Consider the following 13,034-nt stretch of genomic DNA (forward strand, 5'->3'; position numbering starts at 1 on the left):
TTCGGGGGTACGAGGCGGTACGGGAGTACGGGGCGGTACGGGAGTACGGAGGCGAGCGGGGCGGTACGGGTGGTGCGGTGGCCGCTTGCGAGGAAACGATCCGGTCGGCGGGCGCGGCTGACAAGAGGGAGGGCCGCGTCAGGTGGGGATGTCGGCCACCGGCACGGCTGCGGGACCGGATCCGGGTACGGGAGCGGAGTGGGGGGCGGAAGCGGATTCGGGTGCGGATACGGGTACGGGCGTGTACGCGCAGTTCCTTGCCGCGCTGTCCTCGACGGCCGCCAGCACCCGCTGCACCTGCAGCCCGTCCGCGAAGGACGGCGCGGGCTCACGGCCGGCCGCGATGGCGTGCACGAGGTCGCGTGCCTGGTGGACGAAGGTGTGCTCGTAGCCGAGACCGTGGCCGGGCGGCCACCACGCCTCCAGGTACGGATGGCCGGGTTCGGTGACCAGGATGCGGCGGAAGCCGGCCGCGACGGCCGGTTCGGTGTGGTCGTGGAAGGACAGTTCGTTGAGCCGTTCCAGGTCGAAGGCGAGCGAGCCGTGGGCCCCGTTGAGCTCGATGCGCAGCGCGTTCTTGCGGCCCGCGGCGACCCGGCTGGCCTCGAAGGAGGCGAGCGCGCCGGAGGCGAAACGGCCGGTGAACAGCGCGGCGTCGTCGACGGTGACGGCGCCCGGGCCGCCGGTGGGCAGCGGCCGTTCCCGTACGAAGGTGCCGGTGACCGCGGAGACGCCCGCGAGCTGTTCCCCCGCCAGGTACTGGGCGAGATCGACAAGGTGCGCGCCGAGGTCGCCGAGCGCTCCGGAGCCCGCCTGTTCCCGGCGCAGCCGCCAGGTCAGGGGCGCTTCGGGGTCGACCAGCCAGTCCTGGAGGTAGGTGGCGCGTACATGCCGCAGGGTGCCGATCCGGCCGTCCCGGATCATACGGCGGGCGAGGGCGACGGCCGGGGTGCGGCGGTAGTTGAAGCCGACCATGGCGCGTTGGCCGCGGGCCCGGGCGGTCTCGGCGGCGGCCGCCATCGCCTCCGCCTCCGTCACGGAGTTGGCCAGCGGCTTCTCGCACAGTACGTGCTTGCCGGCCGCCAGCGCGGCGAGGGCGATCTCGGCGTGACTGTCGCCCGGCGTGCAGATGTCGACGAGCTGCACGTCGGCGCGGTCGAGCAGGCGCCGCCAGTCGGTCTCGGCGGCGGCCCAGCCGTGCCGGGCCGCGGCCGCCGCGACGGCGTCCCGGTCCCGGCCGCACACCGCGTTCATCGCGGGGCGCAGCGGCAGGTCGAAGACACGGCCCGCGGTGCGCCAGCCCTGGGAGTGGGCGGCGCCCATGAAGGCGTAACCGACCATGCCGATGCCGAGTTCGGCCCGCGGGCCGGGCGACGGGGGCTGCTGGGGGCGCGGGGCCGGCGGGGTCACCTCCGCAACCGGCCGTGCGGCGTGCGGGGCCGGATTCCGCACGTGGTCGTCGCGGTCGTCGCGGTCACCACGATCGTCGCGGTCACCACGATCGCCGTGCTCACCGTGCTCGTCGCGGTCGGCGTTCTCACCGTGCTCGTCGCGGTCATTCATGCATCACCTCGTCGGTCGGCCGTGGTCGGCGGTCTTCCGTGGAACTGTGCGGTCGGTTCGGTCAGTTGAAGCCGGTGGGGAGGTAGTCGTCGACGTTGTCCTTGGTGACGACGGCGGAGTAGAGGGTCACCGAGGCGGGGATCTCCAGCTCGGCGGTGCCGGAGATGCCCCGGCCCTGGGCGAGGGCGCGGGCCAGGTCGACGGCCGAGGCCGACATGGTCGGCGGGTACAGGACGGTGGCCTTCAGCACCGAGTTGCCCGCCTTGATGGTCTCCATGACGCGCCGGGAGCCGGCGCCGCCGACCATCAGGAAGCCGTCCCGCCCGGCCTGTTCGATGGCGCGCTCGGCGCCCACGCCCTGGTCGTCGTCGTGGTTCCACAGGGCGTCGAAGGAGGGGTGTGCCTGGAGCAGACCGGCCATCTTCGCCTGCCCCGACTCCACGGTGAACTCGGCGGCCTGCCGCCCCACCTTGCGGATGTTGGGGTAGTTCTTCAGGGCGTCGTCGAATCCCCTGGTGCGCTCCCGGGTCAGTTCGAGGGTGTCGATGCCGGCCAGTTCCACGACCCTCGCGTCCGGCTTGTCCTTGAGCTGCTCGCCGATGTAGCGCCCGGCGTTCAGGCCCATGCCGTAGTTGTCGCCGCCGATCCAGCAGCGGTACGCCTGCGGGGAGGCGAAGACCCGGTCGAGGTTGACGACGGGGATGCCGGCCCGCATGGCCTTCAACCCGACCTGGGTGAGCGCCTTGCCGTCGGCGGGGAGGACGACCAGGACGTCGACCCTCTTGTTGATGAGGGTCTCGATCTGCCCGATCTGCTGAGCGGTGTCGTTGGAGCCCTCGGTGATGTCGAGGGTGACGTCCCGGTAGCGCTTCGCGCGGTTCCTGGCGTTCTGGTTGATGGCGTTGAGCCAGCCGTGGTCGGCCTGCGGTCCGGCGAAACCGATGGTGACCTTCTTGCCCGGCTTGTCGTCGGCGCCGCCCGCCTGCTGCTGCGTGGCGCCCGAGGACGCGTCGCCGCGCTGGTTGCTCGTACAGGCGCTGAGCAGGGCTCCGGCCGAGACGGCCGCCGCGCCGAAGAGCATGCTCCGGCGACTGCCGCCGCGGGCAGTGGCCGAGGCGCCCGCCTCCCTGCCGCACGGGCCGGATGTGCCGTACGAGCCAGACGTGTCGTACGGGCCAGACGTGTCGAACGTGTCAGACGTGTCGTACGGGCCTGGCATGTCGTTCGCGCCTGGCGGGCCGTACGGGCCTGGCGTGCTGTCGGTCATGACTTGTGCCCCTTCTGGACCAGTACGGCGACGACGATGATGGCGCCCTTGGCGATCTGCTGGACGGCGGTCTCCAGGTTGTTCAGGGCGAACAGGTTGGTGATCGTGGTGAAGACGAGGACGCCGAGCACCGAGCCGGTGACGGTGCCGCGGCCGCCGCTGAGCAGGGTGCCGCCGATGATCGCGGCGGCGATGGCGTCCAGCTCGTAGAGGTTGCCGTTGGAATTCTGGCCCGACCCGGTCAGCACGATCAGCAGGAACGCGGCGATGCCGCAGCACAGTCCGGACAGCAGGTAGAGCAGCAGCCGCTGCCGCCGTACGTCGATGCCCGCCAGCCGCGCCGCCTCCGGGTTGCCGCCGACGGCCACGGTGCGCCGCCCGAAGGTCGTACGGTTCAGCAGCAGCCAGCCCGTGATGGTGACGGCGGCGAAGACCAGCACGATCGGCGGGACGCCGAGGACGTACGCGTCGCGGCGGCCCAGATCCAGTACGGACGGTACCGACACGATCTGCGTGCCGCCCTGGCTGATCTGGAGGGCGAGTCCGCGGGCGGCGGCGAGCATGGCGAGCGTGGCGATGAACGGCACCATGCCGCCGAACGAGACCAGCAGCCCGTTGACCAGCCCGCAGCCGAGGCCGACCAGCAGCGCGCAGAGCAGGATGCCGCCGAGTCCGTACTCCTGCGTGGCCACCGTCGTCGCCCAGACCGTCGCGAGGGCGACCATCGCGCCGACGGACAGGTCGATCCCGCCCCCGATGATCACGAAGGTGACGCCGACGGTCACCACACCGATCACCGACGCCTGGGTGAGCACCAGTTGCAGGTTCTGCACGCTCAGGAACTGCTCGGGCCGGGTGAGGGCGCCGACGGCGACGAGCGCCGCGAGCACGCCGAGCAGGGAAAGGTTGCGGACGTCGGCGCGGGCGCGCAGCCGGCCGCGCACGCCGGGGGCGCGGACCGGCGGCGGGCCGGGCGCTTCCGGCGCGGGGCCCGGCGCGAGGTCCGACGCCGGGGCGCTTCCGGCACCCGCGGGCACCGGTCGGCGGGGCACTTTCTCTCCGGAGGTGTTCACGGTCGGTCTCCTCGCGGTGTGTCGGCGCTGCCTGCCATGACCAGGTCGAGCACCCGGTGTTCGTCCAGGGCCGCCGCGCTGTCCTCGTGCACGACCCGGCCTTCGCGCAGGACGAGCACGCGGTCGGCCAGACCCAGGACTTCGGGAAGTTCGCTCGACACCAGCAGCACCGCCACCCCGTCGTCGGCGAGCCGCCTGACCAGCGCGTACAGCTCGGCGCGCGCGCCGACGTCCACCCCGCGGGTCGGCTCGTCGAGCAGCAGCACCCGGCAGCCGCGCAGCAGCCAGCGGGCCAGTACGGCCTTCTGCTGGTTGCCGCCGGACAGGGTCCGCACCGGCCGGTCCGGGTCGTCGGGCCGCAGCGACAGGTTCCGGGTGGCGGCGCTGGTGGCGGAACGTTCCGCCACGCGGTCCAGCCACCCGGCACGGGAGAAGCGCGGCAGCGAGGAGACCGAGACGTTGCGGTTGACGGACTCCAGGAGCAGCAGGGCCTGGGACTTGCGCTCCTCCGGGGCGAGGCCGAGCCCCGCGCGTACGGCGGCGGGGACGCTGCCGGGGCGCAGCGGGCGTCCGCCGACGAGGACACGGCCCGCGGTCGGACGGCGCGCGCCGAAGACGGTCTCCAGGATCTCCGAGCGCCCGGACCCGACGAGCCCGGCGAGCCCGAGGATTTCCCCCGGGTACAGGTCGAAGTCCAGCGGTGCGAACTCGCCGCGGCGGGCGAGCCCTTGGACGGTGAGAGCGGGGGTGGGGGTGGGGGCGGCGGTGGGGACGGGGGTGAAGGCCGGGGTGGGGGCGGGGGCACTGTCCGCGGTGGGCACGGGGGGCGCCGCGCGCTGCCGTACGGGGAAGGTGTGCTCGACGGTTCGGCCCGTCATCAGGGTCACGATGTCCCCGGTACGGGTCGTCCGCGCGTCCAGCCCACGGGCCGCCGCCCGGCCGTCCTTGAGGACGGTGACCCGGTCGCCGACCTGGCGGATCTCCTCCAGCCGGTGCGAGATGTACACGACCGCGACACCCGCGCCGGTCAGGCCGGCGACGATCCGGAAGAGGTTGCCGACCTCGTCCGGATCGAGGGCGGCGGACGGCTCGTCCATGACGATCAGCCGTACGTCGTGGGAAAGAGCACGGGCCATGGAGGCGATCTGCTGCCCGGCGGCGGACAGCGAGCCGACCGGCGCGCGCGGGTCGATCTCGGGGTGACCGAGACGGCGCAGGATCGTGGCGGTGGCGGTCCGGGCCTCACGGGGGCGGACAAAACCTGCGGTGGCCCGTTCGTGCCCGAGGAAGACGTTCTCGGCCACCGACAGGTGCTCCACCAGGTCGAGTTCCTGGTAGATGGTGGCGATGCCGAGCCGCATGGCGGCGGCCGGCGACTTCAGTACGACCGGTGCGCCCTGCCAGCGGATCTCGCCCGCGTCGGGCTGGTGGACCCCGGCCAGCACCTTGATCAGGGTGGACTTCCCGGCGCCGTTCTGGCCGAGGAGGCAGTGCGTCTCACCGGCCGCCACATCGAGGTCGACACCGTCCAGGGCCCGTACGCCGGGGAAGGACTTGCTGATGCCGTACATGGTGAGCAGGGGTTCACCGGGGCCCGGCGGTCCGGACGAGGCCGGCGGTCCGGGGTGGCGCTCTGGTGCCATGGCGTGCAGCCTCCTCGACGACGTCGGTGAGCGGCCGGACGGTGCGGGCGGTGCGGGCGGTACAGGCACGCTGCGGCGCGGACGGACGCGTGCGGAACGTAAGGCGGTACGGGGCGGTACGGCGGTACGGGGGCGGTACGAAAGAACGCAGGCGGTGCGACGAAACGGGGACGGTACGACGGAACGGTGGCGATACGACGAAACGCAGGCGGTACGACGCGACAGGGGCGGTACGGCGGTCACTGGCGTACGGAGTCACTTCGGTACGGACGTACGGCGTGCTCGGCGCCGCCCGGGCGCCGCTCGGGCGGTGTGCGGGCGGTGTGCGGGAGCGGGCGCGTGACATGGTGCGTGAAGCGGTACGGCGGGTGGTGCTGCGAACGGTGCGTCAGGCGGGCGAGAAGAGGTGGTCGCTGATGAGGCGCGCGGCGCCGGTGACGCCGGCCGCCTGCCCCAGCTCCCCCAGCACGATGGGCAGGTTGTTCGTCGCCAGCGGCAGCGACTGGCGGTAGACCTGGGTGCGGATCGCGGCGAGGAGGGTGTGGCCGAGGCCGGTCACCCCGCCCCCGATCACCACCAGCCCCGGGTTGAAGAAGCTGACGAGACCGGCGATGACCTGGCCGGTGCGGCTCCCGCCGGTCCGGATCAGGTCCAGTGCGACGGGGTCGCCGGCGGCGGCAGCGGCGGCCACCTCGGGCGCGCCGAGCGAACCGGCCGTCGCCAGCCGCGCCGCCAGCTCCGGTGAGGTGCCCTCGCGCGCGGCGGCCTCCGCGTCACGGGCGAGGGAAGCCCCGCCGAAGTACGCCTCCAGGCAGCCGCGGTTGCCGCAGGCGCACGGACGGCCGTCCGGCTCGACCTGGATGTGGCCGATGTCGCCGGCGCTGCCCGTCGTCCCGCGGTAGACCTCGCCGCCCACCACGATGCCGCAGCCGATCCCCGTACCGATCTTGACGAAGAGGAAGTCCTGCACGGTGCGGGCGACGCCCGCGTGCTGCTCCCCCACCGCCATCAGGTTGACGTCGTTGTCGACCATGACCGGGCAGCCCAGTTCCTGGCTGAGCGCCTCCCGTACGGGGAAGCCGTCCCAGCCCGGCATGATGGGCGGCGCCACCGGTACGCCTTCGGGGAAGCGGACCGGCCCCGGCACGCCGATGCCCGCGCCGTCGAACCCTTCGGCCACCCCGCTCGCCTTCAGCTTGCCCGCCAGCGCGAGGGCCTGCTCGAAGACGGCGACCGGCCCTTCGCGCACGTCCATGGGCTGGGTCAGATGACCCAGCACCTCCAGCTCGGCGTTGGTGACGGCCACGTCGACGGAGGTGGCGCCGATGTCGATGCCCAGGAAGCGCAGGGCGGGCGCGAGCCGGACGTTGTGCGAGCGGCGGCCGCCCCGGGAGGCGGCGAGACCGTCGGCGACGACCAGCCCGGTCTCCAGCAGCCGGTCCACCTCCACCGCCAGCTTGGAACGCGAGAGGTCGACCTGGTCGCCCAGTTGGGCACGGGAGTTGGGGCCGTGGTCGCGGAGCAGGCGCAGGAGCCGCGCCTGGTGCGCGTTGGCCGGCCTCGCCGTCATGCGCCTCACGCCACCCCTCCAGCCGTCGTCGGCCGTACGTGGTCCGGCACCGGGAGGCGCCGGGGCTTTCGAGGGGAACGTAGCAGCGCTTGTCCGGGCGGGGAAGAAGTAGGGACAGGATCGCCACAGACTTTCTCCTGTGTGAGGACAAAGCCCCGCACAGCTCCCGCCGCCACCGGCCGGCGGCGGTCCGGGGAGAATGGGCCGGTGAACTACCGCTACCGCGTGCTCGGCGCCACTCAGGCGCGCCGCCCCGACGGCACCGAAGCGCCCGTGAAGGGGGCGCGACTCCGTGCCCTGCTGGCCGCGCTCGCGGCGGGCGGCGGGCGGCCCGTACCGGCGGACCGGCTGATCGCCCAGGTATGGGGCGAGGACGCGGAACCGCCCGCGGACGCCCCGGCGGCGCTCCAGGCCCTGGTCGGCCGGCTGCGCCGGGCTCTCGGCGGGCCGGCGGTCACCTCGTCGCCCGGCGGGTACGCGCTGGCGGCCGGGCCGGACAGCATCGACCTCTTCCACTTCGAACGGCTGACGGCGGACGGCACCGCCGCGCTGCGCGACGGCGACCCCGCGCGGGCGGCCGCGCTGCTGCACGAGGCGCTGGCGCTGTGGCAGGGCCCTGCCCTGGCGGACCTGCCGGGGAGGGACAGCGATCCGCTCGCCGTACGGGCCGAACGGCGGCACGGCGAGGCCCGCCGCATCCGGCTGGCGGCCGAGGTGGCGCTGGGCCGGGCGGCGGACACACTGGCCGAACTGGCGTCGCTGGCCACGGCGGAACCCCTGGACGAGCCCTTGCAGGCCCTGCACATCCGGGCCCTGTGGGCGGCGGGGCGGCAGGCCGAGGCGCTGCAGGCGTACGAGGAAGTACGGACGGGACTCGCGGAGCGGCTGGGCGCCGACCCCGGCACCGAACTGCGCGCCCTCCACGCACACCTGCTGGCCGGGACCATGGAACCGCCCACCGCACCGGCTCCCGCCGCCGCACCAGCCCTCGTCACCATGAAACCGCCCGCCGCACCGGCTCCATCCACCACAGAACCACCCACCGCACCAGTCCCCTTCACCCCAGCACCACCCACCGCACCGGCTCCCACCACCCCCGCACCGCCCGGCCGTCTCCGCGCCCGGCTCACCTCCTTCGTGGGGCGCGCCGACGAACTGATCTCCCTCACCCGCGAGTTGACCGAGCAACGCCTCGTGACGCTGCTGGGCGCGGGCGGCGTCGGAAAGACCCGCCTGGCCCTGGAGGCCGCGGACGCCGCCGGCACGCGGGGCGAACGGTGGCCCGACGGCATCCGGGTCGCCGAGCTGGCCTCCGTACGGGACGGGAAGAACGTGCCCGAGGCCGTACTGACCGCGCTCGGCGGCCGGACCACACAGGTACGGGCGCCGGGCGCCGACAGCCTGCGCGCCTCCGGGAGCCCGGCGGTCCCGCTCGGCCAGCTCGTGGAGTACTGCGGGCAGCGGCGTATGGTGCTGGTGCTCGACAACTGCGAGCACGTGATCGACGCGGCTGCCGAACTGGCCGACACCGTACTGACCCACTGCCCGGGCGTGACGGTGCTGGCCACCAGCCGAGAACCGCTCGGTGTCCCCGGCGAGTCGGTACGCCCCGTCGAGCCGCTGCCGCCGCAGGCCGCGCTCCGGTTGCTGGGCGAGCGGGGCGCCGCCGCGCGCCCCGGATTCCGTACCGAGGACGATCCGGCCGCGTGCGCCGAGGTCTGCCGCAGGCTGGACGGGCTGCCGCTCGCCGTCGAACTGGCGGCCGCACGGCTGCGCGCCCTGACGCCGCGTCAGATCGTGGAACGGCTGGACGACCGGTTCCGGCTGCTGACCGGCGGCAGCCGGACGTCCCTGCCCCGGCAGCAGACGCTGCGCGCCGTGGTGGACTGGTCCTGGGACCTGCTCACGGCCGACGAGCGCGCGGTGCTGCGCCGCCTGTCCGTCTTCTCCGGCGGCTGCGAGGCGACGGAGGCGGAGGACGTGTGTGCCGTCCCCGCCCCGGCCGACGGCCCCCACTCCCCCGCCGACGTGCTGCCCGTACTCACCTCCCTGGTCGACAAGTCCCTGGTCACCGCCACCCCCGAGAGTCCGCGCGGGATGCGTTACCGGCTGCTCGAAACGGTCGCCGAGTACGCCGGGGAGCGGCTGACGGAGGCCGGGGAGCGGGCGGCCGTGGAGCGGCGGCACCTGACGGCGTACCGGGAACTGGCCCGGACCGGGGAGCCCGAGCTGCGCGGGCCGGGCCAGGCGGTGTGGCTGGAGCGCTTCGAGACCGAGCACGCCAACGTACGGGCCGCGCTGCGTACGGCGGTCGCCCTGGCCGAGGAGCAGGAAGGACTGTGCCTGGCGCTGTCCATGAGCTGGTTCTGGCAGTTGCGCAACCACCAGGCGGACGCCCGGCACTGGGCCGCCGCCGTCGCGGGCCTCGGCCCCGACCCCTTCGCGGACCCCGTGCGGCCCGCCGGGCCACTGGCGGAGCGGTGCACGGCGGTCCCTCCGCCGTGGACGGGCGAGCGGCTGCGCGAGGCACGGCGTGGCGTCCGGCTGCTGGTGCTGGCGAGCAGCAGCGACCGAGCCGGGCCGACCGGGCCGTCCGCGACGGTGCGGCCGGAGTCGGTGGTGGCCGCGTACCGGCCGGGACTGCCGCAGACCGTGCGGCAGCCGGGCGTCATGTGGTTCTTCGCCCGGCTGATGGCCGGCGGGTTCGCGGGGCTCGAAGAGACCGTCGACGCCGTGGTGCGGCACTGCCGGGAGTCGGGGGACGGCTGGGACCTGGGCCTGGCCCTGCTGCTGCGCACCAAGGTGCTCGGCGGGCGGCCGGGCGAGCTGGACCGGTCGGCGCGCGACGCGGAGGAAGCGCTGGCGCTCTTCGAGGCGGCCGGGGACCTGTGGGGTACGGCCGAGGCCCTCTCCGCGCGCGGCGACACGTACGAGCGGCGCGGGCAGTACGCACTGGCGGACGCGGACTTCGAGCGCGCCATGGAGTTTTCCGCCCGGATCGGGGCGGACGTGCAGGTGCCGGAGTTCAAGGCGAGGCTGGCGGCCGTACGACTGGAAGGCACGTACGGGAGGGACGACACGTACAGGGCAGGTGCGGAGGTCGGCAACGCCGTGGAGAGCGGCAACTCCGTGGCAGCCGACGTTCCCCTCCCGCTCCGGGCACGGGAGGCCGAGCGGCTGCTGCTGGAAGCCGTGGCCGAGTCCCGGCCCTCCGCCGGCGAAACGCTCAGCACGGCGCGGCCGCTGCTGGCCCGGCACTACGGCCGGACCGGGCGCACCGGCCTCGCCCGGGAGCAGTTGCGGGAGGCCGAGCAGGCGTTCACCACCGGCACTCCGGCCCTCTTCACCGGCATGGTGACCGGGCTGCACGGCTGGCTGGACTGTCTCGACGGGGAGTTCGTACGGGCGCGCGAGCACGTGCGCCGGGCCGTACGGCAACTCGCCGACCTCGCGCCCTTGGTGGCTCCGCAGTTGCTGGCCCATCAGTTGCTCTGCGGCGGGTGGTCCATGGCCCACTCGGGCGCGGCCGAGGACGGGGCCCGCCTGCTGGGGGCGTACGACCGGCACGCCACCGGCGCCGACGGTTTCGGACTCCGGCCGCTGCCGCCCGAGGCCGAGGCCCGGATCCGGCAACAGGCCGAGGCGGCACTGCGTGCCGCGCTGGGCACTGACGCGTACCGGCGCGCCCACGCCGAGGGCGGCGGCCTCACGGTGCATGAAGCCGCCGCCCTCGTCTGACGGGCGGCGCCGCCTGCCCTACCGCGCGTCGGCCGACCGTTCCCGCGCATCGGCCAGGTCGGCTTCCGTCGGCGCGTCGTCCTGGGTCAGCGCGCGCCGCCAGTAACCGGTGAAGTCGATGTCCCGCCTGCCCAGGCCGCGGTCCTCGACGAGATGCCTGCGCAGCGCGCGGACCGCGCCCGCCTCCCCGGCGAGCCAGGCGAACACCGACCCCACCGGGAACCGGGCCCCGCGCACCGCCTCGACCAGCCGCTCACCCGGCCCGGCCGGACCCGTACCCGGTGCCGGACCCGGGCCCGTACCCCGGTGCAGCCAGTGCACGGTCAGGTCCCCGCGGGTGTCGAAGGTCTGCTCGTCCGCCGCGTCCGGCACCTCGATGTACGCCACCGCGCGGGCGCCTTCGGGCAGCCACTCGGCCAGGGTGCCGATGGCCGGCAGCGCGCTCTCGTCCCCGGCGAGCAGCATCCAGTCGGCCGTGCCGAGCGGGACCGGACGGGCGAAGTACGCCGACGGGCCGAACATGCCGAGCGTGTCGCCCGGCGCCGCGCGGTGCGCCCAGCGGGTCGCCGGTCCCCTCGCCGTGTCCGTACTGTGCAGCACGAAGTCGATGTCGATCGTGCCGTCCCCGGGGTGGTGCGCGCGGACGGTGTAGCTGCGCATCCACGGCCGTTCGTCCTCGGGGATCGTCCGGAACGCCTGGTACCACCGCATCAGGTCGCCGTCGGCCGACGGTTCCGGGAGCCGCGGGGCGCGCTGACCGTGCCGGGGAAAGTAGAGCTTCACCTGCTGGTCCGGCCCGTCCAGGCGGAATCCGGCGAGGCCGGGGCCGCCGAAGGTGATCCTGGCCAGGTGCGGCGAGAGCCGTCGGACCGCGGTGACCTGGAGGTATCGGACGGGGAGGCGTTCCGGCCGGGGAGTCTGCTGCTGCATCACTTCTCCTGAGAGGCGGGCCACCGGCCGACTGCGGCGGTGGCGCGCTGTGCGGGACAGGGAGGACACGACCGTCGCAGCCACCGCCGACACGCCGCCTACAGCTCACCTGCACGGGCATGTGCGGGCGTGCACGGGCACGTACGGGCGTGCACGGGCACGTACGGGCGTGCACGGGCACGTACGGGCGTGCACGGGCACGTACGGGCGTGTACGACGCCCCCCCGCACGGAAAGCCGGTCCCGCGTGCCGCGCGCGGCCCAGCTATCCGGGTGATTCGCCGGCAGGGCCGTCACAGGGGGCGCTCCACCGTCAATAGGTCTGCTGACAGCCGTCCCGCACGAGATCCCGCACGAGAACGGAACCCCACACCATGCCCCTGCCCACGGACCGCCGCCGCCCGCACCCCTTCGCCGCGGCGGGCGTCATGGCCCTCGCCGCCGCCCTGGGCGCCGGAACCGCCCTCGCCGCCTCCCCCGCACACGCCGCGCCGCAGGCACCCCGGGACGCGTCGGTGCGGGTGGGGACCGGCACCGCCGACTTCTGCCTCACCCCCGGCGCCACCCGCGCGCTCGCCACGGCCGGGATCCGCCTCACGGCGATCGCCCCGGCCAAGCTCACCGGCCCGACCGGGCGGCGGTGCGTGTCCGCGCCCGTCGCGGGCGGCGCGTTCGACCCCCGTTTCACCTCCGGGCACCTCACCTTCAGGGGCGGCTTCGACTTCGTACGCAAGGACAAGCGCCATCTGAAGGTCGACTCCCTGCGGGCGGACCTCGCCACCTCGCGCGTCACCGCGAACGTGGGCGGTTCCAAGGCGCACCGGACCGACTTCCTGGCGTTCCGCGTGGACCGCAACCGGGTCAAGGTGGGCGGCGGACAGGTGCGTGCGCAGTTTCCCTTCACCCTGACCGAGCGTGGTGTCGGCGCCTTCCGCGGCGCGTTCCAGGGGCGTTCGCCGCTCGCCGCGGGCCAGCGGGTGTTCGACGGGGACGGTACGGTCCGGCTCGCCGCACCGGCAGCCGCCGGCACGTCACCCGGGACCACCGGCACCGCCCAGAAGCAGGCACCGGGCACCGCCCAGAAGCAGACGCCGGCCGCCCCTCGGAAGCAGGCGCCGGGTACCTCCCAGGGCCAGGCGTCGCACGTCGCGCCCCGCCCGGTCAGTGACACGGCCGTCGACCCGGTGAACGACGTGGCCATGGGCCCGCTGCACCAGATGGCGTCCGACTGAGCCCGCTGTCCGTGGCGGT

General features: G+C 74.4%; 8 protein-coding genes. 2 read left to right on the forward strand and 6 right to left on the reverse strand.

The annotated features are described in order from the left end of the window. Positions 1-138: 138 nt before the first annotated feature. The 5 genes from AB0A97_RS13430 to AB0A97_RS13450 all read right to left on the reverse strand — a co-directional run bounded on the left by AB0A97_RS13430 (position 139) and on the right by AB0A97_RS13450 (position 7,116). Positions 139-1,341 carry a Gfo/Idh/MocA family oxidoreductase gene (locus AB0A97_RS13430; RefSeq protein WP_361148816.1) on the reverse strand — a complete coding sequence of 401 codons (1,203 nt, stop codon included), beginning with the start codon at positions 1,339-1,341 and terminating at the stop codon, positions 139-141. A gap of 283 nt (positions 1,342-1,624) precedes the next feature. Further along, positions 1,625-2,644 carry a substrate-binding domain-containing protein gene (locus AB0A97_RS13435; RefSeq protein ID WP_361148818.1) on the reverse strand — a complete coding sequence of 340 codons (1,020 nt, stop codon included), beginning with the start codon at positions 2,642-2,644 and terminating at the stop codon, positions 1,625-1,627. Between the two features lie 182 nt (positions 2,645-2,826). Further along, entirely contained in the window at positions 2,827-3,774 is a 948-nt protein-coding gene (locus AB0A97_RS13440) for an ABC transporter permease (protein ID WP_361148820.1), read from the reverse strand. Positions 3,775-3,899: 125 nt separating this feature from the next. Continuing rightward, on the reverse strand, positions 3,900-5,474 hold the full coding sequence (locus AB0A97_RS13445) for a sugar ABC transporter ATP-binding protein (protein ID WP_361148822.1): 1,575 nt from the start codon (positions 5,472-5,474) through the stop codon (positions 3,900-3,902). Between the two features lie 460 nt (positions 5,475-5,934). Next, on the reverse strand, positions 5,935-7,116 hold the full coding sequence (locus tag AB0A97_RS13450; protein WP_361148477.1) for an ROK family transcriptional regulator: 1,182 nt from the start codon (positions 7,114-7,116) through the stop codon (positions 5,935-5,937). A 207-nt stretch (positions 7,117-7,323) separates the two neighbouring features. Between AB0A97_RS13450 and AB0A97_RS13455 the strand changes: the two genes are divergently transcribed. Beyond that, positions 7,324-10,854, forward strand: a complete 3,531-nt coding sequence (locus AB0A97_RS13455; protein ID WP_361148479.1) for a BTAD domain-containing putative transcriptional regulator — start codon at positions 7,324-7,326, stop codon at positions 10,852-10,854. An 18-nt stretch (positions 10,855-10,872) separates the two neighbouring features. Here the strand turns inward: AB0A97_RS13455 and AB0A97_RS13460 are convergent, their stop codons facing one another. Continuing rightward, entirely contained in the window at positions 10,873-11,784 is a 912-nt protein-coding gene (locus AB0A97_RS13460) for a siderophore-interacting protein (protein ID WP_361148481.1), read from the reverse strand. A 373-nt stretch (positions 11,785-12,157) separates the two neighbouring features. Between AB0A97_RS13460 and AB0A97_RS13465 the strand changes: the two genes are divergently transcribed. Continuing rightward, on the forward strand, positions 12,158-13,015 hold the full coding sequence (locus AB0A97_RS13465) for a hypothetical protein (RefSeq protein WP_361148483.1): 858 nt from the start codon (positions 12,158-12,160) through the stop codon (positions 13,013-13,015). Positions 13,016-13,034 lie beyond the last annotated feature (19 nt).

The sequence above is a fragment of the Streptomyces sp. NPDC045470 genome (assembly GCF_040646595.1).
Lineage (GTDB): Bacteria > Actinomycetota > Actinomycetes > Streptomycetales > Streptomycetaceae > Streptomyces.

Bases quoted from the DNA above. Each gene is read 5' to 3' on its own strand.
- AB0A97_RS13445 (WP_361148822.1), bottom strand. From the start codon at position 5,474: ATGTACGGCATCAGCAAGTCCTTCCCCGGCGTACGGGCCCTGGACGGT.
- AB0A97_RS13450 (WP_361148477.1), bottom strand. From the start codon at position 7,116: ATGACGGCGAGGCCGGCCAACGCGCACCAGGCGCGGCTCCTGCGCCTG.
- AB0A97_RS13435 (WP_361148818.1), bottom strand. From the start codon at position 2,644: ATGCTCTTCGGCGCGGCGGCCGTCTCGGCCGGAGCCCTGCTCAGCGCC.
- AB0A97_RS13465 (WP_361148483.1), top strand. From the start codon at position 12,158: ATGCCCCTGCCCACGGACCGCCGCCGCCCGCACCCCTTCGCCGCGGCG.
- AB0A97_RS13460 (WP_361148481.1), bottom strand. From the start codon at position 11,784: ATGCAGCAGCAGACTCCCCGGCCGGAACGCCTCCCCGTCCGATACCTC.
- AB0A97_RS13430 (WP_361148816.1), bottom strand. From the start codon at position 1,341: ATGGTCGGTTACGCCTTCATGGGCGCCGCCCACTCCCAGGGCTGGCGC.